Annotated in this window: 22 protein-coding genes and 1 pseudogene; 9 read left to right on the top strand and 14 right to left on the bottom strand. The window is 42.2% G+C overall.

The genetic code is table 11. The features are described from left to right. Positions 1-113: 113 nt before the first annotated feature. Together ACYTPF_RS08585 and ACYTPF_RS08580 are read right to left on the bottom strand one after the other, a co-directional pair. The gene (locus tag ACYTPF_RS08585; protein WP_461851921.1) at positions 114-1,463 is read right to left on the bottom strand and encodes an MBL fold metallo-hydrolase; all 1,350 of its coding nucleotides are present in this window, start codon (positions 1,461-1,463) and stop codon (positions 114-116) included. An 8-nt stretch (positions 1,464-1,471) separates the two neighbouring features. After that, a complete protein-coding gene (locus tag ACYTPF_RS08580; protein WP_461851920.1) occupies positions 1,472-2,368 on the bottom strand; it encodes a class I SAM-dependent methyltransferase in 897 nt (298 codons plus the stop codon). Between the two features lie 186 nt (positions 2,369-2,554). Here ACYTPF_RS08580 and ACYTPF_RS08575 point away from each other — a divergent pair, with 186 nt between their 5' ends. Together ACYTPF_RS08575 and ACYTPF_RS08570 are read left to right on the top strand one after the other, a co-directional pair. Continuing rightward, on the top strand, positions 2,555-3,004 hold the full coding sequence (locus tag ACYTPF_RS08575) for a GyrI-like domain-containing protein (protein WP_461851919.1): 450 nt from the start codon (positions 2,555-2,557) through the stop codon (positions 3,002-3,004). A gap of 196 nt (positions 3,005-3,200) precedes the next feature. Next, positions 3,201-4,055: a hypothetical protein gene (locus ACYTPF_RS08570; protein WP_461851918.1), complete on the top strand. Its 855-nt coding sequence runs from the start codon at positions 3,201-3,203 to the stop codon at positions 4,053-4,055. A 23-nt stretch (positions 4,056-4,078) separates the two neighbouring features. Here the strand turns inward: ACYTPF_RS08570 and ACYTPF_RS08565 are convergent, their stop codons facing one another. Continuing rightward, positions 4,079-4,681, bottom strand: a complete 603-nt coding sequence (locus ACYTPF_RS08565; protein WP_461851917.1) for a hypothetical protein — start codon at positions 4,679-4,681, stop codon at positions 4,079-4,081. After that, a complete protein-coding gene (locus ACYTPF_RS08560) occupies positions 4,681-5,868 on the bottom strand; it encodes a DUF3500 domain-containing protein (protein ID WP_461851916.1) in 1,188 nt (395 codons plus the stop codon). The genes ACYTPF_RS08565 and ACYTPF_RS08560 overlap by 1 nt, the downstream gene beginning before the upstream one ends. A 304-nt stretch (positions 5,869-6,172) precedes the next feature. Between ACYTPF_RS08560 and ACYTPF_RS08555 the strand changes: the two genes are divergently transcribed. From ACYTPF_RS08555 to ACYTPF_RS08545, 3 genes are read left to right on the top strand one after another with little or no spacing between them, the layout of a single operon-like run. Continuing rightward, entirely contained in the window at positions 6,173-7,057 is an 885-nt protein-coding gene (locus tag ACYTPF_RS08555; RefSeq protein WP_461851915.1) for a YHYH protein, read from the top strand. A 13-nt stretch (positions 7,058-7,070) separates the two neighbouring features. Continuing rightward, entirely contained in the window at positions 7,071-7,676 is a 606-nt protein-coding gene (locus ACYTPF_RS08550; protein ID WP_461851914.1) for a toxin-antitoxin system YwqK family antitoxin, read from the top strand. Further along, the gene (locus ACYTPF_RS08545; protein ID WP_461851913.1) at positions 7,627-8,313 is read left to right on the top strand and encodes an SCO family protein; all 687 of its coding nucleotides are present in this window, start codon (positions 7,627-7,629) and stop codon (positions 8,311-8,313) included. The genes ACYTPF_RS08550 and ACYTPF_RS08545 overlap by 50 nt, the downstream gene beginning before the upstream one ends. A gap of 155 nt (positions 8,314-8,468) precedes the next feature. On the opposite strand, the gene ACYTPF_RS08540 is transcribed toward ACYTPF_RS08545, so the two are convergent. The 7 genes and pseudogenes from ACYTPF_RS08540 to ACYTPF_RS08510 form a co-directional block, all read right to left on the bottom strand. Then, positions 8,469-11,315 carry a TonB-dependent receptor plug domain-containing protein gene (locus tag ACYTPF_RS08540; RefSeq protein ID WP_461851912.1) on the bottom strand — a complete coding sequence of 949 codons (2,847 nt, stop codon included), beginning with the start codon at positions 11,313-11,315 and terminating at the stop codon, positions 8,469-8,471. Positions 11,316-11,916: 601 nt separating this feature from the next. Next, complete coding sequence (locus ACYTPF_RS08535; protein ID WP_461851911.1) at positions 11,917-13,659, bottom strand: GGDEF domain-containing protein; 1,743 nt, start codon at positions 13,657-13,659, stop codon at positions 11,917-11,919. Between the two features lie 300 nt (positions 13,660-13,959). After that, positions 13,960-15,000, bottom strand: coding sequence for a methionine synthase (locus tag ACYTPF_RS08530; RefSeq protein WP_461851910.1), 1,041 nt, complete (start codon positions 14,998-15,000; stop codon positions 13,960-13,962). Positions 15,001-15,145: 145 nt separating this feature from the next. Then, positions 15,146-16,135 carry a DUF1852 domain-containing protein gene (locus ACYTPF_RS08525; protein ID WP_461851909.1) on the bottom strand — a complete coding sequence of 330 codons (990 nt, stop codon included), beginning with the start codon at positions 16,133-16,135 and terminating at the stop codon, positions 15,146-15,148. 175 nt (positions 16,136-16,310) lie between these two features. Further along, positions 16,311-16,670 (bottom strand): DUF6768 family protein, encoded by a 360-nt coding sequence (locus ACYTPF_RS08520; protein ID WP_461851908.1) that lies wholly within the window; start codon positions 16,668-16,670, stop codon positions 16,311-16,313. 5 nt (positions 16,671-16,675) lie between these two features. Then, positions 16,676-17,197 carry an RNA polymerase sigma factor gene (locus ACYTPF_RS08515; RefSeq protein ID WP_461851907.1) on the bottom strand — a complete coding sequence of 174 codons (522 nt, stop codon included), beginning with the start codon at positions 17,195-17,197 and terminating at the stop codon, positions 16,676-16,678. 248 nt (positions 17,198-17,445) lie between these two features. Next, positions 17,446-18,036 (bottom strand): annotated as a pseudogene (locus tag ACYTPF_RS08510) (GrpB family protein). Positions 18,037-18,241: 205 nt separating this feature from the next. Here ACYTPF_RS08510 and ACYTPF_RS08505 point away from each other — a divergent pair. Further along, the gene (locus tag ACYTPF_RS08505; protein WP_461851906.1) at positions 18,242-19,111 is read left to right on the top strand and encodes a sterol desaturase family protein; all 870 of its coding nucleotides are present in this window, start codon (positions 18,242-18,244) and stop codon (positions 19,109-19,111) included. A 309-nt stretch (positions 19,112-19,420) separates the two neighbouring features. Here the strand turns inward: ACYTPF_RS08505 and ACYTPF_RS08500 are convergent, their stop codons facing one another. Continuing rightward, a complete protein-coding gene (locus ACYTPF_RS08500; RefSeq protein WP_269918036.1) occupies positions 19,421-19,684 on the bottom strand; it encodes a DUF7218 family protein in 264 nt (87 codons plus the stop codon). A 374-nt stretch (positions 19,685-20,058) separates the two neighbouring features. Between ACYTPF_RS08500 and ACYTPF_RS08495 the strand changes: the two genes are divergently transcribed. Then, positions 20,059-21,240, top strand: a complete 1,182-nt coding sequence (locus ACYTPF_RS08495; protein WP_461851905.1) for a pyridoxal phosphate-dependent aminotransferase — start codon at positions 20,059-20,061, stop codon at positions 21,238-21,240. A gap of 90 nt (positions 21,241-21,330) precedes the next feature. Here ACYTPF_RS08495 and ACYTPF_RS08490 read toward each other — a convergent pair whose 3' ends face one another. Together ACYTPF_RS08490 and ACYTPF_RS08485 are read right to left on the bottom strand one after the other, a co-directional pair. Then, on the bottom strand, positions 21,331-22,506 hold the full coding sequence (locus ACYTPF_RS08490; protein WP_461851904.1) for a saccharopine dehydrogenase family protein: 1,176 nt from the start codon (positions 22,504-22,506) through the stop codon (positions 21,331-21,333). A gap of 136 nt (positions 22,507-22,642) precedes the next feature. Beyond that, positions 22,643-23,857: an aminotransferase class I/II-fold pyridoxal phosphate-dependent enzyme gene (locus tag ACYTPF_RS08485; RefSeq protein ID WP_461851903.1), complete on the bottom strand. Its 1,215-nt coding sequence runs from the start codon at positions 23,855-23,857 to the stop codon at positions 22,643-22,645. Between the two features lie 160 nt (positions 23,858-24,017). On the opposite strand from ACYTPF_RS08485, the gene ACYTPF_RS08480 reads away from it, so the two are divergent. Both ACYTPF_RS08480 and ACYTPF_RS08475 read left to right on the top strand, forming a co-directional pair. After that, positions 24,018-24,245 (top strand): type II toxin-antitoxin system CcdA family antitoxin, encoded by a 228-nt coding sequence (locus ACYTPF_RS08480; RefSeq protein ID WP_461851902.1) that lies wholly within the window; start codon positions 24,018-24,020, stop codon positions 24,243-24,245. A gap of 425 nt (positions 24,246-24,670) precedes the next feature. Beyond that, the gene (locus tag ACYTPF_RS08475; protein WP_461851901.1) at positions 24,671-26,083 is read left to right on the top strand and encodes a choice-of-anchor L domain-containing protein; all 1,413 of its coding nucleotides are present in this window, start codon (positions 24,671-24,673) and stop codon (positions 26,081-26,083) included. Positions 26,084-26,117: the final 34 nt, after the last annotated feature.

Raw genomic sequence — 26,117 nt, 5'->3', positions numbered from 1 at the left:
TTGTTCCGAAGGCAAAATGCGCGTTGATAAGAGTAAGTATTGAAAATAAACGTTCAACAACTAGTGTCTACTGACACTAGTTGATTATGTACTCGTATCACTATTTCAAGTTGTTACAACTTGAAATAGGCCATTAGACTTCGTAACGTTGGGTCGAACTGGTCGGGAACCCGTTCAATAGTCATGTGGTATTCAGCCACGTTCCAGAACGTTCCGCCTAAAAGTAGAGCGATAAGCACTTGGGTCGTCATCGAGAACACAATATAGGGTTTGTCTTTTGTAGGTTCAAAAATTGTGTCTATCTTAACTCGCTCACTGTCCATGCTTATCTTAGCGTAGATTGGGCTCTTTAACCCAGCAGGTAGCATCTCTACTGGCTCAATATGCAAAAACACATCAGTGTCTGGGTACGTAGATAATTTCTCTTGAGCACGCCAAACGTTTGCTCTAGCTTTAAATAACAAGCTGTTAATGGGCATCATTAGTCCCTCAGGCCAAGCTATACTGTGAAGCTCGCAAGGGAAATTTTTAAGCGATTTTGCGTAATCTATCCTATCTTGCTGAGTAAAGTCTCTATCAAGAGCACGTGGTGAGAGCGACGTTGAACGCGAAGATAAGTCGAGCACGTCTCCAGTAGATAACATAGCCAATTTAGACTCTTCAAGTTTGTGCTGATGCCAAGCTGACTTTATTTCAGAGGGGCATGCTTGGTGTTGATACTGCGCATATTTATAACCTGTGCCACCTATCACAAAAGAGCCTGCTGCTGGAATGCTAAAATCGGCATCAATGATTTCAGCTAGCTGACAGAATTTCTTCAATCGAGATGACTTTAACTGCTCCACGCGAGCTTTTTTCTCATCATCAGAATAGTGAGAAAAAACGAAGGGGTAAATACTAGCACCACTATACGCAAGAATAGCAGTATCAAGCTTGCCGAACGTTGTTTTAATCTGCTCAGCGTGTCTAATTTGCATTGGATTATCAACAGCGAAAAACACGCTGTAGCCGTTTTTGTCCTCTAGATATATAGAAGAATCTACAGGTATGTTGGTTTCATTAACAATGTCATCGGACGACCCAGAGAATTCCTTTATGATCGTGACACTGTTTTCACCCAACTTCCAAGGTTCATCAAAGGGACATTCTTTGATATTGGTAAACCCCAATTGCTGTAAAGCCAGACTAAGTGCGGGAGTGGGAAACTTGCCGATAAGTATCGGAATACTTTTATCAAAATGGGAGAGGGTAAAAGGATTGAAGTGGTCACCATGAATGTGGCTGATATATAAATAATCGGGTTTTAAATTAAGGTAGCGTTCTCGCTGCTTGCTATGAATTGGAGGATAATTAAATAAAAGCCCATGATAAATACCGTCTTCATACCATGGGTCGCTAAGAACAGTAGTCCCATCACTGAAAGTAAACAAAAAGCTAGCATTAGTTACGTATTCAATCTTCATCGACAGTCCTAAGGCTTTCGAGCAATAACAATGGCTTCTCTACCCAAATTTAGGTTAGAAAAAGCGCGATAAATATCTTGGCGTAAACTGCTTAATCCCGCGTTTTCCATGAACCACTCAAAGTTAACTCGTTTTAAATGACATTCACGGCCTATGCTTGGGGTTTCAATGTAGTTGTCGCCCATTGTTAGGAATAGGTCGAGAGGAAAACTTGAAAAACGACTCACTGGCTTGAAACCGCATTTTTCTACAAGTGCTTCAAGCGAGTCGAAGTCAAAGTAATTCAAGTGATGTGGAACTGAAACCCACCATGGCTTGTAGTCTTGCGTTTTTCTTAGGCCTTCTTGAAGTGGGTTGAAGTCGTTGGGTACACCCACAACGAGTATTCCACCACTAGCAAGTTTGTCGTAAGCTACTTTGATAAGCGAAAAGGGGTCTGGCACATGTTCAAGAATATTCCGCATGTGAACCACTTTGATATTCTCTGGAAGGCTGGTGAGATCAGCATCGAAGCTGCTGTTAATGATTTCTAAGCCTTTATCGCGGCAATGGTTTGCCGCTATTGTACTTATTTCGACACCAACTGTGTTCCACCCTTCACCTTTGGCGGCTTCCAAAAACAGACCCGCACCGCAGCCAATATCAACCAGGGTATTGTCATCATTAGGCGTAATAAATTGAGCTATTTCACTAAGCACATCACGGTAACTCATTAGCCACCAATCGCGGTCTCGCTCATAATAATTTAGCCTATCGCGTTCGCCGTCATCGTAGTGGCTATCACGATAAAGTGTTTCATTCTCCAGTTTGTCTGGAATTGGCGTGACATGTTTAAATCCGCACGTTTCGCAGTCAATAACATCGTAACCTTCACCCGAAATAACGACGTTTCCTGTATGTGCCATGGTGAGTCCTAAATTTGTTTTTTATTTTGAGAAGCATTTATTATTTTATCAAAAATTAAATCAAGAAACGTACCAGTAGGAGTGAAACTTAAGGTAAGGTGTTGAAGTCATTCTGCTAAAACATGGTTTGCTTGAATCCACTTGCTTAGACAAACTTTCTGTATGCTTAACAATTAGGACGTTTTTATGGACGTAAGAAAACTAACTTCACCGATAAATATCAAAGGCTTTTCGGTGATTACCAACAATCATGCTGAATTCTCGCCAAAGGGAAAGATCCCCGCGCTTTGGCAGAGGTTTGATAGTTCAATATCTGTTGACTATCGAGGCGGCGAGCGGGTGTATGGCGTTTATTTCAACTACGAATCAGATCATACCGGTGACTTTTCGGTGCTAGCAGGTTTTGATGGCGACACAGTGCCCGAACATTTAAAGATTGAGAACATTACTATCCCCGCGGGAAAATATCTTGTTTTTTCCCGACAAGGTGAAATGCCGCAAATTGCTATCGATGTGTGGAGTGATATCTGGCGCTATTTCACCCAAGCAGATACTGAATATGAAAGGGCATTTACAGTGGACTTCGAGCATTATGTGAATGCCAACCACATAGATGTGTACATGGCGATAAAATAATGACTCGAATAAGGGCTAAATGTCGATGAAACAATGCAATATCTGAGAGTTAGTTGCTATTGCTTTTATGACCTATACTTGGTGAAACTGTAAGGTGGAATATTCCCCTTCGCTATGTGAATTAGGCATCTTTGAACACAAATACCGTGTTTGAAATAGCTTTTTATGGTGGATGTTTCTTAGTTAAGGAAAGCAAGTGCACATTCTTACCCAATTACATATCGACATCGCTCGAAATGCTACGGACGATTTTAACTTGTTTCACGATCCATTGCGCTGGCAGCGTATTGCAGGTAACCCGTTCCAAGGTACGATAGCGCTTGGCTTTCAACTTGGTTTGTTTGTAGAAACGCAGATAAACCAAAGTGCGTCTACTATTGAGCAAAGACAATACTCAGTGTATGAATTTAGCTTCGTTAACCCTGCTAAAGAGGGCGACGAACTAAGCTTGATACTCAAGTCGGCCCGTATTTCTAAAACACCGATGGGCGAACAAGAATCGCAACGCCTGATCTTAAAAGCATCGGGAAAGCCAAGTCTAATGGGGTTCTACAGGCAGTCAGACTATTTATCCGTTTCGTCCCCATTGCTTAGGTATGACAAAGGTCATCTTTCAAAGATGCCAGACCGAACATTATTAGATGACAGTGCATTTTTAAAACGAAAATGGATGATTGTTGGTAATGCTAAAAATTACCTGTTAAGCGCCTTTGCCGATCAAACACAATACATTGATGAGTTTGCGAATACGGTTTGTTTCCCACAGTTTTATCCGCTTTCATTAATGTCTTCGGCAATGTTAGAACGAGCTCAGGCCCTAGGCTATGACTTGATAAGTAACCCAATGATCTACGTCTCGCAAAATATGTGTATCGATAATCAGCAATTAGCGCAACTCAAAAGCAATGATTGTTTAAACATGTTGGTTGCGCCTGTTGAAAAAGACCCAAGCCATCTTACTTGCGCTGGTTGGGTCAACAGTGAATCGCCGCTTTTCTGTGCCGAGGTTAAACTTATGCCGCTGTTTGACATGCTAAAATCTTATTCATAGTAGCAAGGCCGTTAAACGTTCTGTTAGCTGTTTGGTGACAGTAAATGGGTGGCAGGCTTTCCGTTAGTTTCACTGTAAACAAAGTCAACAAGCTTTATCTTACTGTTCTGCTCACCTTCATAAAACACCGCAACTCTATGACTTCGTATTTCGTGCAAAATCGCGTCGAAGTGCAGAACAGCTGGAAAAAGGCTGTTGTACGGCAACGTTTTTGAATCCACTGAAAATTGGGCTTCAACTCGTCTATATCGTCCAACGTGCTCATTGAATGCGCCCTGTATTTCGATTGCATCTAAGCTTGGTGAAATGAACTGATCATCCTGTTCGTCATTTAAGGGCTTAATCTTAAAGTATTGGTTAAAATAGCTAGACAATTGCTTGACTTGGCTATTGGTCAAATCACCTAAACTTGATGTCTTTTCAACAAACTTTAAGTGTGGCGCTGCAATAACAAACTCTTCCAAAGCGAAGCTTAAGGTTATCCTTGTTTGAGAGCTACTCTGTTTAATGACTAACTCACTGCCTGGCAGTGAATGCGCGCTAGCTGGACATGCTAGCGCGAAGAAGCTGCATACAAAAACGCAAGTAACACTGATAAGAGTTTTAAACGGTTTTATCGTTATCACTACTTTTGTCCGCCATAATCGGTTTGTCTATCACGCCAAACCGAGTGAGGGTGGTTACCTGGTTGATTTGTCGATTTGTTCGACTGCATAGAGAATTCTATCCATAGCGAGGGGCCGTGAACGCGCACATAATCGTCTTCAGAGTTCAGTGATGTAGTCCCAGAAAACCCGATAACTGTGTTGTTAAATTCACTTGCGTATTTTTCCATGTACCGTTTCGCCTCGGTTTCGTGAATATCGCCAACATAGGTATAGATAGCTTCTTTCAACAGAGAAACCTGTTGTTCTGATAGTGAGGAAACTGCTAAGCCTTCTTGCTTTTCGGGAATAGCATCATCAGCTTGCGGCCCCGCTAAAATATCTCGGTAAGTTCCTTTCAATTTCGCTTTTTCTTGCTGGTTTTCGCTTAATGATGTGAGTAATTTCGAAAACGCATCGCGTTCTTGCAAAAGCGGTTTATTTTCACGCCCATTCATTTCGAAAGAAGGGAAGGGCTCAATCCCCCGAAAAGAAGGCGTAGCGCCTACAAGCTTTCCGTTGTTGTACGTGTTAGAGAAGGCAAAATGATGACCGCCGTAATATAATTCCCAAAGTCCGTCCTTTGATGGCTCACCTAAAAAGGCGAGCTTACCATTGTAAGAGGAGTACGCGGCTTTATAGTCTGTGCTAATAGTTCCTATGTAGTCATCGGCGTTAAGTGTTTGCACCATTTCATCGAAGCCTTCATTTCTACTTTCGCTGGCCGCTTCTTTCAAAATAGCTTTTACCATGCCCCTTTGTTTGATAGACAATTCGCCAAGAAATATTCCTGGGCGCTCTGGGAACGCACCGGCGGGCAAATTGCTCCAGTTTTTGGCTTGCTCCAGTGAATATTCGGTTTGGATTAGCGATAGATTATCTTCACTTAAGGTAGATTTAAGCAAAGAGATGAGGCACAGAAGCGTCATAATATGTTCACTGTTGTCACAGTCTTCCGTTGCAGCTGGAACACTAATATCTCCCATAAGCGTACTTGTATCACCCATTCGGGCTTTTATTGCCAATGTTTCAGCCGTATCTGGCCGAGGAGGTGGTGGGCCTTCAGGATGCGGGCCTTTTGGGTGTTCCTGAGGAAATGTACAAGGTGATAACACGAGGGCGATAGCAAGAATACTGGTAGAGACTTTGAATCGTTTAGCTACATTCATGGGCAAGTGTTCCTGCTTTGTTAGGTCTGCTTTATTACTTTGATACTTCATTAAAGTATTTCAATCTTTTTACTATTTCATTGAGAACAATATGGATCAACGCCGACCACTTTGTGACTCTGACAATATGTTTATCTTTATAGTTATCAACGCTGCGCTACAAATAATGATAAGTAGTGCCGTTGCAGTTTTATCGTCGCTATTTTCATTACTATTTGTGCGCTTTCTGCACATTCTCTGCACAAACTTTCAGTATCTTTAAGTCACAAATTAATAAAAATTACGGTTGCTAAGGTAGTCAGTTATGAAAAAGCCTATTTCTTTAACGCGTCCATTGATCACAGTGGCGTTGGTCGGAGCGCTTGTTGCCTGCGGGGGCTCAGACAATGATAGTTTAACCGTCTATGCCGACTCATCTACAGACAGCGGCGCAGATTCAGGCGACACTGGTAATAGTGGAACCGATAGTACTGCAGGTAGTTGCGATAACCCGGCAACAACTTTGCCTGCAATTTTCCTAGAATTTAACGCCTCACCAAACGTGACTGCTGTACTTTCCTCAGACGGCTGTACTGTAACCGTTGAAGCGAATGGTAAGCCTAACCATACTTCTTCCTATTGGGACTCAGGGAATGAAAGCGGCCTTTATGTAGCGCCTGAAGACGCAGATTTATTCAATCAACAGCGCTCACCCGGAGATATCGAGGATTATGTGAATTTGTTTCAACTTACGGTACCGGTAAACCCTGAGTTGGCTGACTCTTCTTCTGCAACTCCGTTAGGTGCAATAGGTATTGCCACCAGTGGTGCGCCTATTTTCAATGACTCTGAAGGTAACGGCGATGTTTCACTGGGCGTAATACAAGGTTTTGATAGAAACGGTGCACATACCGGCCCACAAACCTATCATTATCACCTTGAACCTAAAGCGATTACTTATGACGATGATAGCTTGGTAGGTATTATGTCAGACGGCTTCTTTATTTACGGTAGACGTTGTTATTCAAGCGCCGACTATCCCACCGATCTCGATGCATCAAACGGCCATGTGGGTATCACTCAATTTACCGACCCGTCAAATGAGGAAGGCGAGTACCATTACCATGTCTCAACTGAACAATACCTAAACGGCGATTATTACCTTATTTTTCCAGGCGATTTTCAGGGTACGCCAAACGGAGTGAATTAAGCTGCGCTTTTTTATGAAGTATTTAATCGCTTTAATCATAGGGTTGTCTGTATTAAGCGCGGTTGTGTATTTAAAGCCCCTTTTTCATGGGAACGAAAAGCAGCCTGTGTCTAATAGCGACATTTCGATAAGTCGCGAAGGTCTTCGTATATTCAAAGGAAAGCCTTTTACTGGAGAAGTCGTCACACGATACCCGAACGGTGCTATTGCAGCTCGTGAGCAGTTTAAAAAAGGCCGACGTCACGGTGAAACGAAGAAATGGTTTAAAAATGGCACACTTGCGTTTAGTGCTACATTCAACGACGCGAAACGGGAAGGGGAAGCAATTAGCTGGTGGGCCAACGGCAATATACGTTCAAAGCGTTACTTTGAAAAAGGAAAAATTCAAGGTGTTGCTGTGGAATGGTATCGCAGTGGCGAAAAATTCAAACGCTTTAATTTTAAGTCAGGGCAGCCAAACGGGCTACAGCAAGCGTGGCTAAAAAACGGCAAGCTCTTTAGTAATTTTGAGTACAAAAATGGCCGAATATTCGGCTTAAGAAAAGCAAATAACTGTGTTGGATTAGAAGATGAAGAAATTTCTATTGATTACTATCGCCTGCAATCTGCTGGTCTGTAGCGGTTTTTCTCATGCTGAAAAGCCCGAAGTATTGACCGAAAAGAACAACAGCGCCAATGTTGAAGAGTTACCATACTACCAAGACGCCTCATTTTCGCCTTATTGGTTATCAGAGGGTGAAGTAGACTTAACCTCTTTTCACAGTATTCCCGCCTTTAGCTTTACCGCCCAAAGCGGTAACACAATTAGCGACAAGGATCTTGACAACAAAATTTACGTCGCGGGTTTTTTCTTCAGCACGTGCCCAGGTATTTGCCCCACAGTGCGTTCGAAACTTATACGAGTACAAGAAACGTTTAAAGGAAATGATGATGTAAGAATAGTTCAGCATTCGATAAGACCTTCAACAGATACTATCGAAGTGCTGCAAGCCTATGCCAATAAAAACAAAATAAATAACGAGCAGTGGTATTTGCTAACCGGTGATAAAGACGAAATTTATACTATTGCCAAACAAGCTTATTTTGCCAGTGAAGATCTAGGTAATGTGCAAAAGAACAAAGATTTTCTGCATACAGAAAGCCTGTTACTTATTGATAAAAACAAACATATTCGAGGGATATATAATGGCTTAAATGCCGCCTCTGTTCAGTACTTGATAAAAGATATCCAGACCTTACAGAATGAGAAGTCGTAGAGGGTATGTCCAGAGATTATGGGGTTGGCACCGGAACTACCACTGTAACAAGTCTTGAAAGATCCCATATTTTGCTGCTTACAAAGTTAAGAAAAACTCAAATAAAAAAACCGGCGTAAAAACGCCGGTTTTTGGTTTACGTACTAAATCGTAAATTACATCTTGTACGCTACGGTTACATAGCCAAAACGCCCAATGTTGTCGTATGCAGCGTCAGTTGAGCCAGTACCTGTTGTACCTGTAGGTAGCGCGCGGTTAAACAGGTTATCAATACCCACCGTTAGGCTTACCCCATTTTTGAAGTTATAACCGGCAGTTACATCAGTTACTGCGTATGAAGGCAGTTCCATACGGTTACTTGGGTTAGGGTTACGTGCTAACTCTTGATTGTCGTAAATGCTTGCGCGCTCAATGTAGCGCGTTTTCCAGCTTGCTTCCCAATCTCCACGGCTGTAATTAACCGTGAATACACCTTGCCAGTCAGATTCACCCGCAGTACCAGCGTTTTGATAAAATAGCTCTGGGTTGTCCTGGAATGGAAATTCTTTACGATCTTTAAGGTAAGTCGCAATTAGGCTTGTACGGAATGCACCTTCAAGTGCATCAAAGTCGTAACCTAATTCGAAATCTACACCTTTTGCTTCTTGCCCTGCAATGTTCAGCGCGTAGCTGCGAATTTCGGTAATTTCGCCTGATTCTGAATCACGGTCGATAAGGCCACAGTACGGATTATCGATGCCTGTTTCAGAGTCAACACAACGGTCTAGAATAGTTTGACCGTCAATGTTGGTGATCGCGTCAGTAAGCTCAATTTCCCAGTAATCGACTGTCGCAGTAAAGCCTTCAAACCAAGCTGGAGTATAAACCAAACCTAGGGTTTTAGAGATAGACTGTTCTGCTTGAAGATCGATGTTACCACCGTTTACGCCTTCCAACGTTGCTGCATCATAGTTAGAGTTGAAGTCTGCCGGAACGCCAAGTGCTGCGCAGTTAGCAATACGCTGGTCGGGATTAGCTAGGTTTTCTAGGTATTTTGTTCGGCAAGGGTCGTCAACATCGAAGAACGTTTGGCTGGCTTCACCGTAAAGTTCGCTAATGTTCGGTGCGCGAAGGGCAGATGACTTAGTTGCTCTAACACGTAAGTCTTCGAAAACCTGCCAATCTAAACCAAGCTTCCAGCTTTTTGCGTTGCCAATAGATGAGTAATTAGCAATACGCGCCGCTGTGTCGAACGTAAGCGAATCTACGCCTGGTAAACCTTCAAGAAGTGGAATAGTAACTTCAGTGAATACCTCAGAGACATCATATTCACCCTTGTCTTCACCTAGCGCATTGAAGAAGGTACCTGCTGCGTTGTCTGGCTCAGCGATTTCACTTTTCTCTTTGCGATATTCCACACCCGCGGCAAAGCCAACGTAGCCCGCTGGAAGCTCGTAGATACCTGAGTTTGCGATTGTTGCGCCTGCGTTGTACTGCTCAATTTTGCTCGTACCTACAGACGTGGTATTCACATAATCGATAGCTCCTTGTGAGGCTTGACCGTATCCCATAATATTTAGAGGTACACAGCCATCGTCGCTACCTGATGCACAAACGATCTCGCCGGTGTTCTCATCCGTGACAGCGTCTATCGCGTTGTAGAAGTTTTGCAAAATCAGGTTATTGCGGTTTTCACGCTCTAGCTCTGTTTTACCGTAGTTTACAAACGCTTCGTAGTTCCATTCATCATTGATATAGCCTTCTACACCTAACACGTAGCGATAGGTTTCACGCTCGTCAGCTTCCGTACGAACTCCTAAATCGGTCATCATGCGATTTAGCTGAATACTCTGAAGGTCGTCGTTTACTTTCATATACTCAACAACGCTTTCATCTAAAAAGGGATTTCCCTTTTTAATTGAGGCTTCGGCATCACCAAAGAAAAATGCCGGCTGCGCCATAGAAATAGCACGAGTGCGTGCATATTTTGCTTGCGCATAAACCGTCGTGTCGTCGTTAAGCTCGTAGTTACCTTTAACGTTTAGATTAGTGCGGTCAAATTCTGGCTGTAGCTGTGTGAACTGGCGAAGGTTGAAAGAATCACAGTTCGCGCAGAAAGAACCATCTACTTGGTCACCAATATATATGTCTTTAATTGAACCGTCAGCGTTGAAAGTTTTTGTGCCATCGCCGAATACACCCGCATTGTTGATTACGTAGTAACCTGCGTTAGCAGTGTATATATAATCTGGGTAGGCGGTTGAATTCAGCTGATCTTCGTTACGCTCAAATCCCATGATGCTTTCAAAGCTCATGTTGCGATAGGGTGTAGCAGTCCAAGGGTTGTCCAAGGCATCTAGCGACTCTTGAGAGCTGTATTCAGCAGCAAAAGCGATGTTGCCGCGGTCGTTGTCAAAGTTAAAACCATAAGACGCTTGGTACTTATCGTTTTTATAGCCATTTTCCTGCGCAAAGCCTTGCGTTGCGCTAACATCAAACCCTTCAATATTCTTTTTAAGAATGAAGTTAACCACACCGGTAACGGCGTCTGCACCGTATACAGCAGATGCACCGCCTGTTACGATTTCTACACGCTCAATCCATGAAGTAGGAATAGTGTTGGTATCGACAGCAGCAGTACCCGCTGATGAAGACACATGACGCTTACCGTCAACCAAAACAAGCGTGCGGTCGGTGCCCATACCGCGAAGGTCTAGAATGTTTAAACCCGCAGTACCGATAAATTGACTTGAGTTACCTAGCGAGAAGGTATTCGCTAAAGAAGGCAGCTCGTTAAGCACTTCACCAATGTTCATCGCGCCAGAGTTTAGTAGTGACTCGCCAGAAATAGCGGTAACAGGAGATGGTGCGATCGCGCCCTGACGTGAAATACGTGAACCTGTAACTTGAATTTTTTCAACATCAGCGCTTTCAGAAGCTGAGTCTTGCGCTAATACGTTGCCAGATGTCAAAGCGACACTACCAGCCAATGCTAACCGAACAGCAGTTGCAATGTTTTTCATGGATTGTTCCTAATGAATTAGAATTTAGATGCTTGTTGTTAAATAAGGCCCAAAATTGTAGGCAAGCCTTACTATGTCGATTTATATACGGATTTATACTTATGTCTAAGAGGGCGCGCATTTTAATGAGCAGGAACAAGCGAAATCAATTTTTTTCGATGAAACAACTTACTCCCTTTGGGGGGTTAACATTTAATTGATGTTTGTTTAAATAGTAGGTTTTCACTATGTATTACGAGCATTGTTGAAAAAGTGAGCGGAGTTAGTACTTTATATAACCAGTTGTTCAAAATGTAGTTTGAATGAGCGTTTATTGACTTGATTTGACTTCGAGATAACGCAACTAAAAATACAAACTTTGCAACCGAAATTAGGGTGATTTGGGTTAATAGTTCAACCATTGAACATTTGAAAGTAAGTTCTGCATTTCAGCGTAATAAGATGTGTTTTTATCGACGCAATGAGGGTGTTAATTAAATTGTTGTAAATAGGTTAATTATGGGCAGCTTTTTTACTTCCAATTACTCACTACCACCCTGAGTACACGTAAGGAAAATGTGTTGCTCACCTTCGCGCTATTAATAGAGGATAAACAATCAAACTAAATATTAACTCGGTTTTTGCCCGAGTTTTTCGATTGGTAAAGTGCTTTATCTGCGTTTTCAAACAAAGCTTCAAAGTCGTAGGCGACCTTAGGAGCGCTAGCTACGCCGAAGCTTGCTGTAAGTTTGAACTGTTGTGAACCTGATTGGTTGGTGAGTTCTATTTGTTTCCGGCAGCGCTGGGCAACTGTCATAGCTTGTTCCAAATCACAGTTAGGTAAAATAATGCCAAATTCTTCACCGCCCAAGCGTCCGATGTAGTCATCTGGTCTGCAACCTTTTAATGCAGCAGCTACTGCACTCTGAAGCGCTTGATCGCCTACTTGGTGTCCATAGGTGTCGTTTATTTTTTTAAAATCATCTAAGTCAAAAATAATTAGACTAACAGGCTTTGCATTCTGATCAGCATAATTTATAAGCTCAGCTGATATTTTCGTAAAGTAGGTGCGGTTGGCTATACCGGTAAGTCCATCTCTTTGCGAGATTTTTTTAAGTGCAATGTAATGGCTTCTTTTTTTGTACAGCCAAAAAGCTATCACTAAGAACGCCATAAATAGCACAAGATAAATAAGCCGGCGTATATTGCTTTCTTCTTGCGCTAGCTGCGCCCTGGCTTTTAACAGGGAGTTTTCCGCATCGAGTAGGGTAATTTGGTTCGATTTTATTAAACTATCTTGCTGTGCTTTATGAATGCTTAGCATTTTATTGCTCATACTAGATAAATTTAGCGATCGCGCTTTTGCATAGTCTTTATGTAACTGCAGCGCCTTTTCATAATTTTGCTGTTTTTCTGCGATTTTGTATAAGACTTCATAAGCATCTATGTCAGAGATGACTGCGTAACCTGTATCTTCTTCCTCACCTAGCACCTTGTAAGCGTATTCTTGTGCTTTCTCATACTCTTCGCGTAAAAAATAAATTTTGCTCAATAATGCGTAATACTCTTCTAACAACGGTGGATATTTAGTGCTTTCAACTTCGCTTAGATGCGAGTGTAACACCGCTAGCGAAGCTTCAATTTCGTTTTTGTTGTACAGATAGGTAGCGTAGTGTGTGTAAATAGCAATAAGCGCTATCTTTTCTTCTGCATTTTCACAGTAGTTTAGCGCCTTAGTAAAACTATCTTCAGAGAGTGAATCATCCTGTGTAGAGACCAAAGCAACGATAAGCTGCATGTGTAAAAAGCACGTGAATCGAGGAGAGTGTTGCCCGCTAATCAACGAGTTTCCATAACTAATTACCGTTTCTTTCTCGTCAATAGAGCTGTAAAAGTTGATTATCGCATTGTGGGCTTGTTCCTTGACTAAGGGATCGGTGACCTTGTCTATATTCTCAGTTAAAAAGTCCATAGCAGAGAATGCCTCAGCCCAATTTTGGGTTGCTGCATTGAGAGCAGCAAGCGCTGCGTATGATTGAAACTGATAGCGAAACGAATAATCACCTTCGGCAATCTGTTGATACGCTTCTGAGGCACTCAACAGGTCCCCAGCTACAAGCTTCATATAAGCTGCAGTAAAATCGTAAAGCTCCTTATCATCTTCGCTTAAGCTTGCTTTATCTAAACTTTTAAACAGCTCTCTTGATTTCTGAGGGTTTGAACTTCGTATTTCATAGGCTTCTTCTAAAATGCTATTACCAGTCTCAGCTGCAAACGATAGCGAAGAGGTGAGTGAAAAAAGTACTGCTAAGATGCTATAGGTTACGAGTTTAACTAGGCTTTTTACTAATAGTTTTAACGTCATTATCGCTTTGAACAGTGGAGTTAGTTACAACATCTAATCTGCAACTCCCTTTCAGCCAAAATTGACGTTACATAAATGCGTCTTCTGATACCGGGAGCGAGGCTATTGTTTTTAGTTTAGACAAAAAATAAATAAATGCTTCTAATGCCTAAAAAAAATTATATAAACGTTAAACGATTGGATGTTGGTCTACGAAAGACGGGCGAGCAGTGTTTGGATAGCTAATGAAAGTTAAGGGGAGCAAGTTTGCCTTATTGCAAACTTGCTTTAAAGATATGAAGGAAATTAATAAAACTAGCGTTAAGCAGAGCGCTTAAGGGTTAATTCTTTTCTTACTATCGCAGCACCAGCGCTAAGTGCTTCAAGTTTCCCTCTTGCAACATCTCGTGAAAGGGGAGCCATACCACAATTAGTACAGGGGTAGAGCTTATCTGCGTCCACGTACTTCAAAGCTTCGCGCAAAGTAGCCGCTACTTCTTCTGGCGTTTCTATACTGTCAGTTGCAACATCAATAGCGCCTACCATCACTTTTTTGCCTTTAAGAAGCGATATTAGTTCAATGGGTACATGGGAGTTGTGGCATTCCAATGACACCATATCTATGTTCGACTTTGCTAGCTTAGGGAAGCTTTCTTCATATTGACGCCATTCTGAGCCTAGCGTTTTCTTCCAGTCGGTATTGGCTTTAATGCCGTAGCCGTAGCAAATGTGTACCGCTGTTTCACATTTTAACCCTTCAATAGCGCGCTCTAATGCTGCAATTCCCCATTCGTTTACTTCATCAAAAAACACGTTAAATGAGGGTTCATCAAATTGAATAACATCAACGCCTGCAGCCTCTAGTTCTTTCGCTTCTTGGTTTAAAATCTTCGCAAATTCCCATGCGAGCTTTTCTCGGCTTTTATAATGGTCGTCGTATAAGGTATCGACCATGGTCATTGGGCCAGGTAACGCCCATTTAATAGGCTGATCAGTTTGGCTTCTTAAAAATTTAGCATCTTCAACGAATACCGATTTAGGTCGGGTAACCGCCTGGGTTACAACGGGAACGCTCGCGTCGTAACGATTGCGAATTCGTACTGTTTTACGGTTTTCGAAATCTACACCGTCAAGGTGCTCAATGAAGGTAGTCACAAAGTGCTGACGGGTTTGCTCACCGTCGCACACAATATCAATGCCTGATATCGTTTGTTCCTGAAGTGTAACGCGCAGGGCGTCTTTTTTACCTTCTTCTAATGCTTCGCCTTCTAGCTTCCACGGCGACCACAGGGTTTCAGGCTCTGCAAGCCATGAAGGTTTTGGAAGGCTGCCAGCAATAGAGGTGGGGAGTAATTTTTTCATGTGATTCGTATTCTTTAAGTCAGTATTTATTGTGAATGCCTGTGGGGCAGGCCGTAGTGCCCCACCAAAACTTAGAGACTCACCTTAGCGAGCCCTTGATTGCAATTGGCAACGAGCAAGTTACCAATAACCAGTATCAGAGGGTTTACCTGGCGTACCTTGCTGTAAATTGCTGTAGCTTATGTTGATAAGGCTTAATAAAGTTCTCTTCCACAAATTTGCCTTGCTCGACGGCGAGGTGACTGCGTTCGTCGCGGTCGTACACAATGCGTGTTAACGAGTGATCGCTATTTTTTAAATTCGGTTTGTAGCTTAAACCTGCTTGTGCGTTAGCGTTATAGATTTCAGGGCGATAGATTTTCTGAAACGTTTCCATAGTCGCGATAGTGCTTATAAGCTCTAAGTTTGTATAGTCGTTCAGTAAGTCGCCAAAGAAGTAAAACGCGAAGGGGGCGGCGCTGTTAGGCGGCATAAAATAACGAACGTTTAAGCCCATCTTTTTGAAATACTGTTCGGTCAACGAGGACTCGTTAGGTTGATATTCAACACCTAATACAGGATGCTGGTTTTCGGTTCTGCGATAGGTTTTGTTATCGGAAACACTTAAGCAAATAACCGGGAGCTTTGAGAAATGTGCTTTATAAGCTTCTGAGTTAACGAAATACTGGAACAATTTACCGTGTAGATCGCCAAAATCGTTAGGTACGCTGAATGACGATTGGCCACGATTATGATTAGAAAGGCGAACGCTAAAATCATAATCTCGAACATAAGACGAGAAGTTGTTGCCCACAATACCTTGGGTACGCTTCCCCGTTTGTTTATCGATTATGTCAGTCTGTAAAATCTCGATAGTAGGAAAGGTGTTGCCGTTACCCTCTACATCAATATCTACCGATACTATTTCTAGTTCTACGGCATAGCGATCGCCACGCTCATTGTCCCAGCTAGCTAGAGCATTAAACCGATTGTTAATCATACCTAACGCATCGCGTAAGTTTTCTTTTCGGCGTTCACCTCGCGCTAAATTAGCAAAGTTAGTGGTAATGCGCGTGTTGTCTGAAGGGCGATAATCTTCATTAAACTGAACGCTGTTAATAGTAAAAGAGAAATTTGTATCCACGTTATTGTTCATGAGAATGCGCTTCTATTCCTAAGATTAAACCGAGTAATGTAAATGCTGTAAAAGCTATGAATAAATTTATACGCGGTTTTATCTATGAATAAAAATGACTTAATTTCATTTTTGTATGAAATTATCTCATGATTTGATAGTGCTAAGTATTTTCACCCTTAATTTGTTCTGCTAGTCATTTTTCTAGTGTAGATAGGCGTAGTTCCATCATGCGTAATTCACGGGACAGGATATTTCGGTTTGTCTGCATAAAAATCCACAACTTAGTTGTGACCTGTGCAATGAAAGAGAGAATTAGCAATACTCCCCAAAACAATTGTTCCTCTGGCATAGCGGTAAAAAACTTAAAACCTACCCAAAACATTACAATCGATAGTACTATTGCAATGGCATAGCCTAACTTCATAATGCCCGCAAAATTTTTATCAAAACCATATTTCAAATAGTTAAACATACCGCCGTCGAGCATAGCGTCTAACTCCTGTGCTTGGTTTTTAAGGGTTTGCGAAATTTTTTTATCAAAGTCGTTTTTCATTTCAGTTACCTTTCTTCTGTTTGTTCTAATAATTGCTTGAGTTTCTCGCGCGCTCTATGCAATCTAGATTTCACCGTACCAAGTGGAGAGTCGATAATAAGTGCTATTTCTCGCACGGAAATATCGTTTAAATAATAAAGTGCTATTACCTCACGTTCCTCATCTACGAGCTTTTCAAGCAAAGGAAGCACAAAGATGTCGTCGGTTTTACTGTTACAGTTAGGTTTTTCGGGAAGCGTCGATGACACGACTTCTTTTGCGGCTTTTCTGTGCCAATCAGTAATTTCCCAACGCAATGCTTTAAATAGCCAACTCCTAAATAGTGATACATCTCTAAGTCGCATTACACGTTTTGAGACTTGCAGCCAAACGTTTTGAACCAAGTCTTCAGCGACCATAGCATCACCTATTCTAATCGCTGCGTACTTACGCATGCTTGCATGTAAAAGGGTGTATAGTTCACCCAAAGCCTCTGTTTGTCCGGCTTGTAGCTTTAATACTAATAGTTCAATCTCTGCTTCTTTCATACGCTTAGCATTAATTCAATAAGTGCTAATAGGAATAGCATCACCAAATAGAGTATTTCTATAAGCATTTTTGTTAGTTCCCTGATAAAAACAATAGAAAGACGAAGCTGGACTTAATTTGGTTCGCGACTTTTTCAAGTTTCTGAAAAAATATGATTAAAGAAAAAATGAGGTCATTTTCAAAACATAAATAATGGAAACGTTGTTACAAATCACTCATGTCCTAAATTAGGAAAGAGCAACCGTTATTAGTCAGATATTGAAAGCTGTCTGTCCTCCCAACGCCTAGCACTAATCATAATTAAGTCACAGACCGGATCTTTCAGTTGTGAATATAAGTCTCTATCGTCGGGAATTTGAGAGGCGAGGGTTTGCTTGAAGAACGCGTAAGACTTTGCGGTATCGTCATCAATGCTTAGATAATCTCTGAATAGAAGAGCATACTTAAAGTTTTTTGCGCCTACTTTTCGTATATGAATATTCGCTTTAAACGCCCATTGGTCTGTGACCCCTTGCAGGTAAATTTTACGTCAGTCCGCATGGCATGATTCGTTAGGCGGTAAATGATCTTGGCTCAGGTGAGCGTTAGGCAAGTTTAATTTACTTATTCGTTGGTTTATCGTGTCGCAAATAGCAGGAGATATTTCACTAACCCCAATTTGAATATCGATACGATCTTTCGCTGGCATGTCAGGAATAGAAGTAGAGCCAATATGGTCAATACAAACGCAAATATCGCCCAGCTCCGTTAATAAACAGCGCTTAGCGATTTCAAACTGCTCAAGCCACACTTTTTTATAGGGGACAATTTCAACTTTATCTCGCTCTTGGTGTTTCATAGTGCAACCTTTCTGCGTGAATTAACAAACTCGGCTCGTTTTTCATTTTGAAACAGGAAGGTAGCAAATTGTAACAACTTAAACCATTTCGCTTGTTTATTAATCAAATTCGCTCTAGTAAGGTACGAAAACCTCTAGCGCGATGTGTGACGTAAGTACACTCACCGAATTTCGCAGATGGAAGAGAATTTTAAAAGGAATTGATATGAGCGCTGAAACTTCGTTTAGTAAACTTTTATTACGCGGAACGCGTCAACTAGTCTATTGGGCGTTACAGCCTATTTTAATAGCTGCTTCTCTTTACTTGGCACATACTAACGCCTCCCTTGATGTGCATATTTTATTTATCACAGCAGCGTTTTGTATTATTACGCTCTTTGAAATTACTATACCGGCGCGCCCAGAGTGGCGAAAAAGCGCGGGTGAAACTGCCGCACTTTTGGTATTTGTGTTCCTTGCAGGGGCAGCATATGCGTTAATAGAAACACTGTATGAAGCATCACTTTTTAAGTGGATGGCGAGTTTAAGCGAAGCGTGGCAATTAAATATTTTGCCTTCGCAATGGCCTAAGATAGCGCAAGTGTTGCTAATTTTTGCGGCATTTGAATTTGTCAATTATTGGTATCACAGGGCGTCTCATCGTTGGGGAGTTTTGTGGCATTTATCTGGTCATAGTGCACACCATGCATTTAAAAAACTAAGCGGCTTAAATGCGGTTGCTAACCATCCGGTTGAAGCTTTTTTTCTCATACTTCCGCGCGCTATTGTTGGAGTTCTATTAGGCGGCGACGCGGTAGGAGCTGGGGTCGTTTCTTTAACTGCAGTTACTGCCATACTCGCACATAGCAACCTGAATTTAAACTCGGCGGTGGTTGGCTGGTTCTTCACAACTAATCGTTACCATATTCATCATCACTCTCAAGTTATCAGTGAAAGCAACACTAACTATGGCTGTGTATGTATTGTATGGGATCGCTTATTTGGCACGTTCAAAGACGCAGATACGAAAGATACTGGCATTGGTGATGTTCAACCGAGTTACAAAGCACTTTTTGCAATGCCTTTTAAACGATAGGTGTATATATTAAACCTTTTGCTTATACGGAAACTCTCATTAAAAAAGACCCTGAACTGACTAAGCTGCTGATAAATATGCGCAAAGCCCAGCGTGAATATGAAGAGTGGAAGTCGCAATAGTCGCGAACTTATGCTGTTCATTTTTTTGTATCTGCCGAATTTCGTTCCACAGATACTTTCGCAAACCCTGAAAGTTCGACCAATCCCTCGGACTTTTAACCAGAGATCAATAATAATTGTGCGCTGACACTTAATAATGGCCGTATATGCGTTGCTTCAACGCTGTGTAGTGACGGCCAAAGCCCCCTCAGTGATTACGCAGCGCATCAATTAACTCGTCTTTACTCATGTTTGAGCGCCCGTCAATGCCCACTTCTTTGGCTTTTTGATAGAGTTCATCTTTAGTGCGATCTTCGTATTTATTTGCTTTGCCGCCGTCTTTTGACGGAGTTTGTTTACTATTGGCTTGTGCATTGGCAATGCGCGCTGACTTTTCCTTGCTATAGCCTTCGTCGCGAAGGGCCTCATAGGTATCGTCGTTCTTAATTTGGTTACCGTGGTCCTTAGCCATTTTAAAACTCCTGTTCTGAATGGTAAGAGAAGCTGTGATGTTTGTAGTATTTCTTACTTGGTATTCGCCTAAATGGTTTAGGTTCGGGTAGCAACTTGGAGATTCAGGCTAAAGAACAATGGGTTTAGTCAGTAATAGTTTTGCTGCTAATACGAGAAAAAATGTCATTCATCGCAAACGCCTAAATGGGTAAGAAGGCGCTGCACCGCAATGTTACCGCTTAACACGTTAAAACTTCTTGTGTTGTCTATTTTAGTGCGTTTTGTGCACAGGAAAAGTGCAATTGTGTCAATGGTTTAGCGTTTTTACGCTATTGCGCGTTGAAAATTAAGCCATTAGTCTAAAGAGAATGTAGATGGCTGGTAGAGCGAAATATGAATAAAAATGTCCAACAAACAACGGTAAATTCTTCACGTCGTAATTGGTTAAAATCAATGGGGTTAGGGGCTGGTGCCGTGGCACTAACCGCGAGTGTCGACGGTATAATGAGCGACCTGCATGCGGCAGGAATGCCTACCGAACATTTTCCTTCGGCTACACCTAACGTGAACGATGGCCTTATTCGCTTATCGTCAAATGAAAACGCCTTTGGACCTTCGAAAAAGGCCGCTAAGGCCATGCAAAGCGAGCTTTTAAACCTAGCGCGTTATACCGACGCTACGGTTGAAGTATTAGCGCAAAAAATTGCTGAGCAAGAAGGCGTATCTGCTGACCAAATCGTTATCACAAACGGTTCTTCACCTATTCTTTTTGGCTATGCCGACTGGATCACGAAAAATGGTAATAAGCTAGTAACGTCTATGGCAACTTATGAAGGTGTACCGCGAGGCGCTGAATTTATGGGCGCAGATGTGACTTACGTGCCCCTTGGTAATGACATGACTTTCGACCTAGATGCCATTGAAGCAGCAGTGACTGAAGACACTACTGCTGTTTATGTGTGTAACCCAAACAATCCAACGGGCAACATGGTAGATGCGGCCAAACTTACCGCTTTTGCAAAACGCGTGTCGAAGAAAGCGCAAGTTTTTATTGATGAAGCTTACATTGAAATGTCAGATGCTTACCCAGCTAACGTTCAGTCGAAGCTTATTTCGGAAGGGCATAACGTAGTAATTTGCCGGACATTTTCGAAAATTCACGCTATGGCAGGCCAGCGTTTAGGTTACGCCATTATGCCAGCTGAGCAAGCTAAAACCATGGGCGGTATGTTGCGCATGGGTGGTGTAAACTACTTGGCATTGGTTGCAGGTATGGCAAGTATGGATGATCACGCGAATTTAAACACTATGCGTTCACGGATTAAGACTGAACGTGACAAGTTAGTAAAAGTCGCCAAAGAATTAAAGCAGCCATATGCGCCGAATCCACAAGGGAATTTCATTTACATGGATACGGGCATGCCGCACGACAAGTTCGCGGAAAAAATGAAAGCCCAGGGTATAAAAGTAGTAGGGCGCACTTGGCCAGGTTACGATTCATGGTCGCGAATAAGTGTGGGTACGCCGGCAGAAACAGACGCATGCGTTAAAGCATTAAAAGCAGTACTTGCTTAGAAAAAACAACAATAACACCTAGCGCAGAAAGAAAAAGCTGAACACTATTTGTGTTCAGCTTTTTTCATATTAGTTGTGCGAAAATGCACGCTACTTCTCGATAGCAAACGTTAAGCCTGCTTTTTCTTCTAGGCGGCTAATTAACTTATCGCCTAAGGCTGCTGCTGGTGTAAAAAAGCCGCCTGATAGGTTTACGTCTTTACACAAGCAAAGGGCAGATTCTGAAATCATCTTGCTGGTAGAGCCATAGCCAGGGTCTTTATCGCCTTTAACCGATACGGCTAGCATATCGCCATTGTTGGCAGTGCCTACAAACATTACATCGTAAAAGCCGTTCTCACGCTCTTCTTTACTTGGGCCTTCTCCAGGTTTAGGGCCATCATCGCTAGCCAGCGACTTATCTTTAGCTACGTGGTTTGCCATGGCTTCACCTTTTTCGCCAGGGCCGGTCATCATCATTTCATCGTACTGAAAGTTCTTACCGTAAGCGTAGCCTGCTAGGTAGTTAGAACGGTGAACGTTCTTAGTATTAATTGCCGCCATAATAAATGGCGCTACCCACGTACCTAACTGTTCGTCAAAATAAGGTTTGTTGCCATCTGGCTGTGGTTGGTTAGTCGAACCATCTGTTAGCGAGAGAGGGTTGATAAGTGCTGCCATTACTGACTTGTCTTTGTGCGCTGCAGCCATGGTTGCTTTTAGGCTAGCCGCTGTACCGCCAGAGAACGTGCCCTGCATTTTGCGTACTCGACCTTTTACATATTCGATTACTTCGCCGGTTTGTTTCTTCGCATGTTCTTGTAAATAATGAACACCTAAATCGAAGGGCACAGAGTCGAAGCCGCAAGAAAAAACAATGTTTGCACCCGTTTCCTTAGCTTTTGCTTCGTACTTGTTGATCATTTGGTGCATCCACGCTGGTTCACCACATAAATCTGTATAGCCCGTACCATTATCAACACATGCAGAAAGTAACTTTTCGCCGTAAATTTGATAAGGCCCTACGGTAGTTAGTACAACGGCTGTGCGCTTTGTCATTGCATCAAGTGCGTCGGCATCATCACCGTCGGCTACAATACTAGCAACGCTATCGCTAATGCTTAGCTCTTGTTTTACATCATTCAGTTTAGCTTCGTTACGACCTGCCACTGCCCATTTAACATTGCTGTCATTGCCATATTGCGCCTGAAAATACTCAGCCACTAGTTTGCCTGTAAAACCTGTAGCACCGAAGATAACTACATCAAATTCGCGTTCGTTACTCATTGTTTTGTCCTGTTTTATTCCGTTTCGACACGTGTCACCAAAATGCACTTCCCAATATACGCACAAGCGCCCATATCTATCATTTTTTTAGGTAATATTTGTCTATTCACGAAATTAAACAGTGGATACAAAGCAACTAGCACAATGATTTAACAAAAGTAGCTAGCCGAGCCAGTCCTTCATTCAAGCGCTCTATACTGGTAGCGAAAGAAAGTCTTACATAGTGATCTGCATTGTGCTCGCCAAAATCATTGCCCGGTGTCAGCGCCACATGATACTGCGAGAGCAGAGCATCACAGAATTCAATAGCACTTAAGCCTGTATGTTTGATATTGATGTAAGCGTAAAACGCGCCGTCGGGTTGAGCATCCAAACTGAGCCCCATATTCTGAAGTGCATCAAAAACAAGAGTTGCACGCTCTGCCAGCGTATTGCGGTTTTGCTCACACTGCGCCAACGCTTCAGGGGTAAAGCACGAAAGTGCGGCTTTTTGAGAAAGGGTAGAAGGGCAAATAAACAAATTCTGCGCGAGCTTTTCGACTATTGGGGTCATATTCTCAGGCACTACGCACCAGCCAAGACGCCAACCCGTCATACCAAAGTATTTTGAAAAGCTGTTTATGACAACCACAGTTTCCTGCAGTTCTGCGTTGGCAAGCACAGTTTGCAGTTTGTTGTTATTTGATTTAGGCGCGGCAGTATCTACTTGAACATCCAATGAAAGCGCTAGGTCTAAATAAATTTCATCAACAATTAAAAAGCCACCCTTGGCTTTGCAGTATTGTCCAATCTTATACAGCTCGTCTATATCTATCGCCGTGCCTGTAGGGTTGGCAGGTGTGGCGATAAGCACGCCTTTCGTGTTGTGTTTCCAATTATTGGCAACACTTTCGGCAGTTAGTTGAAAGCTATCTTCACTACGTGTTGGTACTAGCGTTACTTCTGCGCCAAACGCGTTTAAAAACCGTCGATTGCACGGGTAAGAAGGGTCGCCCAATATCACGTTGTCGCCAGGCTCTACTAAAGCGGCGCTTGCCAAAAGTAGTGCGCCTGAAGCTCCAGCGGTAACTACGACTCGTGATGGGCTTAGTTTTACATCATGTTGGGTTTCATAAAAGCTAGCGATTGATTGACGTAGTTCTGGAATACCCAATGCAGAGGTATAGGGAAAGTCAGGAATATCCAAGCTTTCTTTCATTGCCGCAAGTACTGCCGCTGGAGCGCCAAAATCAGGCTCGCCTAAATTAAGCCTAATAACATCTTTACCTTGCTCTTCTAGTACGGTGGCTTTTTCGCCATAGGCCATGGCGAGAAACGGAGAAATAGCGGTAGCGCGAGAGGTAAACTTCAAAATTAAACCCTTCATAGTTTGAGCTGGTTGAATCGATAACGCAATTAGGGCCTACTCTTGGCAGTGATTCAAGTAAATCTTTGAAAAAGGAAAGGGACTGCGTTCGCTATGCGCACAACTTTTGCGGATAATATCTTTAGTTGATTAGCTTGAGATAGTTATGCGTCAAAAAGTTTCTTGTAATACGTCGATCAATAGTGACCTTCTCAATGAAGCAAAGTCTCTCGATATAAAGCTTTCTGAGGTTTTTGAAGCCGCTTTAATTAGGGCAGTAAACAAGAAAGAAAAAGTAGAATGGTTCAAGCAGAATGATGGCGCCCTTAAAGCTCATAATGACAAAGTAATTAAGAATGGAACGTTTTCGGAGTCAATCCGTCAGCTATCGTGATAAGTCAGATTTCAGTATGTAGATATACATCATTTAAATTGCGATAGCGATTTGCTTTTTCGGCATAGTCAATGCTATTCGCATTTAAACGGTTAATCGTATGTTTGTGTTCAGGGAAGTCGCATAGTAATGAGCTATTTTCGCCTAATACGTCGAGTTAGGTGTAGTTGCACCTTGTTCTTGGTGGATAACGATAACTGCCGTAAATCAAATACTGTGAATTGTATTGATTAATTTGAGGTGTGCAGTCAAATTAGTTTGAGTTTTTAGTGTCAGTATTTTTTACGGTGCTTTAATGTTATGGCAGTTAATTTCCATTATGTGAATATTAAGTATATGTAATTATTAGTTTATTTTTGTTTGGCGTGCAAATTGCTGATACAGATTAAGTATAATAAAAAACTCATGTATAAGGGAATATAAAAGTGATAAAAGTCCTGTCAAAAGCCTCCGCGTTTGCAGTTGCCATCGCACTAGGTGCTTCTCCGGTCTCTGCGATTGTTATTACAGAAACTCAAGATGCTCTCAGTTTGGCTAACGCCTTATTAGTTCCAGATTCAAGCATTACCATTAACTCAGCGTCTTTAATTGGAGGTGCATTTGGAAATGAGTTTTGCGACGGCAATGATTGCGAAGTTTTAATCCCTTCCTCCATTGACGTTATAAATGCTGCCTCGACTATTCCTTCACAACCAGCTCTTGGTCAGGCTGGTATTTTTTCCAATGCTTCTGGGACTTACAATTTACCAGCCGCAGGCGGTATTGTATTGAGCACAGGAAATGTCACTGACGCGCAAGATTCTGCAAGCACCCAGAACTTCATAAGCGGGGGCAATGGTAACTCGGCAACAAGTATTCAAAATGAGTTGTTAGAGCCTTTGACCGGTATTTCTGCACATTTTGATCCTGTTCAATTGGATATCAGTTTTACTGTCGATGGTGACCAAGCTTCAACAATAACGTTTTTTGGTGCTTTCGGCTCAGAAGAATTTCCAGACTTTGTTGGCGACACTTTTATAGACGGCTTCGGTTTGTATGTAAACGGTGAAAATGTTGCAGGTGCTCTTACAAGTGATGCTGAGATTGGTGATTCTCTTGCTCCAATCAATATTAATCATCCAGATTTTGTTGAAATGCCAGGTACAGCACTTAACGGTGTGTTAGCACCTAATGGCAACCCACTTCTTCGATTTGATGTACCGGTTTTACCGGGTGACAACACCTTTACTTTACTTTTAGCTGATGCTGGTGATAGCAGCTATGATTCTGTAATGTATTTGGCAAGTTTTGGGGAGTTAGGCGAATCAGAGTTTACTCCAATCCTTCCAGACTTGAGTAATCCAACTAATGATGATGGTGAATTTGTATTCGAACTGCCTGAAGTTGAAGCTGAAGAGACTATATGGTTCGACCCAGATGTCGCATCAGGTTATGTTTATACATCAAATCTAGCGATTGCTTCTGTTACTGCGCCATCTCTAGCAACCGTGCCAGACCCAGACGGTTATATACTTGAGTTTACTTCTGGTAACACCCTGCAACAGTTTACTCTAAATGCAGGCGAAACGTTTGATTTTGGTTTAAACGGCTTTGACGATGTTTTCGATTTCTCAATATTAGGTATCAATTTAGATTTGGCGCTAGATCCAACCAACCCACAAGCTTTTGTAACGGGCGTGTCTTTCGCCGAGTCAGGTGATCTTTCGTTTACGCAAGCACCGATAATCACATTCGTTCCCGATGATCCTGTAAATAGTGTTCCAGCACCCAGCTCAGTTTTCATGTTGGGCATTAGCCTATTTGGTCTTTTGGTTACGAGAGCAAAACTTAAGAAGTAACATAAGTAGATTTTATAAGCCTAAGTGGAAACGC

Source organism: Alteromonas sp. HB246098, from assembly GCF_054890645.1.
The sequence above is the reverse complement of the archived record's forward strand: the minus strand, read 5'-3'. Positions and strand labels throughout refer to the sequence as shown.

Coding starts and splice junctions, on each gene's coding strand:
- ACYTPF_RS08555 (WP_461851915.1), top strand. CDS start 6,173: ATGAAAAAGCCTATTTCTTTAACGCGTCCATTGATCACAGTGGCGTTG.
- ACYTPF_RS08500 (WP_269918036.1), bottom strand. CDS start 19,684: ATGGCTAAGGACCACGGTAACCAAATTAAGAACGACGATACCTATGAG.
- ACYTPF_RS08480 (WP_461851902.1), top strand. CDS start 24,018: ATGCGTCAAAAAGTTTCTTGTAATACGTCGATCAATAGTGACCTTCTC.
- ACYTPF_RS08560 (WP_461851916.1), bottom strand. CDS start 5,868: ATGAATGTAGCTAAACGATTCAAAGTCTCTACCAGTATTCTTGCTATC.
- ACYTPF_RS08580 (WP_461851920.1), bottom strand. CDS start 2,368: ATGGCACATACAGGAAACGTCGTTATTTCGGGTGAAGGTTACGATGTT.
- ACYTPF_RS08550 (WP_461851914.1), top strand. CDS start 7,071: ATGAAGTATTTAATCGCTTTAATCATAGGGTTGTCTGTATTAAGCGCG.
- ACYTPF_RS08495 (WP_461851905.1), top strand. CDS start 20,059: ATGAATAAAAATGTCCAACAAACAACGGTAAATTCTTCACGTCGTAAT.
- ACYTPF_RS08585 (WP_461851921.1), bottom strand. CDS start 1,463: ATGAAGATTGAATACGTAACTAATGCTAGCTTTTTGTTTACTTTCAGT.
- ACYTPF_RS08575 (WP_461851919.1), top strand. CDS start 2,555: ATGGACGTAAGAAAACTAACTTCACCGATAAATATCAAAGGCTTTTCG.
- ACYTPF_RS08490 (WP_461851904.1), bottom strand. CDS start 22,506: ATGAGTAACGAACGCGAATTTGATGTAGTTATCTTCGGTGCTACAGGT.
- ACYTPF_RS08535 (WP_461851911.1), bottom strand. CDS start 13,659: ATGACGTTAAAACTATTAGTAAAAAGCCTAGTTAAACTCGTAACCTAT.
- ACYTPF_RS08540 (WP_461851912.1), bottom strand. CDS start 11,315: ATGAAAAACATTGCAACTGCTGTTCGGTTAGCATTGGCTGGTAGTGTC.
- ACYTPF_RS08525 (WP_461851909.1), bottom strand. CDS start 16,135: ATGAACAATAACGTGGATACAAATTTCTCTTTTACTATTAACAGCGTT.
- ACYTPF_RS08545 (WP_461851913.1), top strand. CDS start 7,627: ATGAAGAAATTTCTATTGATTACTATCGCCTGCAATCTGCTGGTCTGT.
- ACYTPF_RS08530 (WP_461851910.1), bottom strand. CDS start 15,000: ATGAAAAAATTACTCCCCACCTCTATTGCTGGCAGCCTTCCAAAACCT.
- ACYTPF_RS08515 (WP_461851907.1), bottom strand. CDS start 17,197: ATGAAAGAAGCAGAGATTGAACTATTAGTATTAAAGCTACAAGCCGGA.
- ACYTPF_RS08505 (WP_461851906.1), top strand. CDS start 18,242: ATGAGCGCTGAAACTTCGTTTAGTAAACTTTTATTACGCGGAACGCGT.
- ACYTPF_RS08520 (WP_461851908.1), bottom strand. CDS start 16,670: ATGAAAAACGACTTTGATAAAAAAATTTCGCAAACCCTTAAAAACCAA.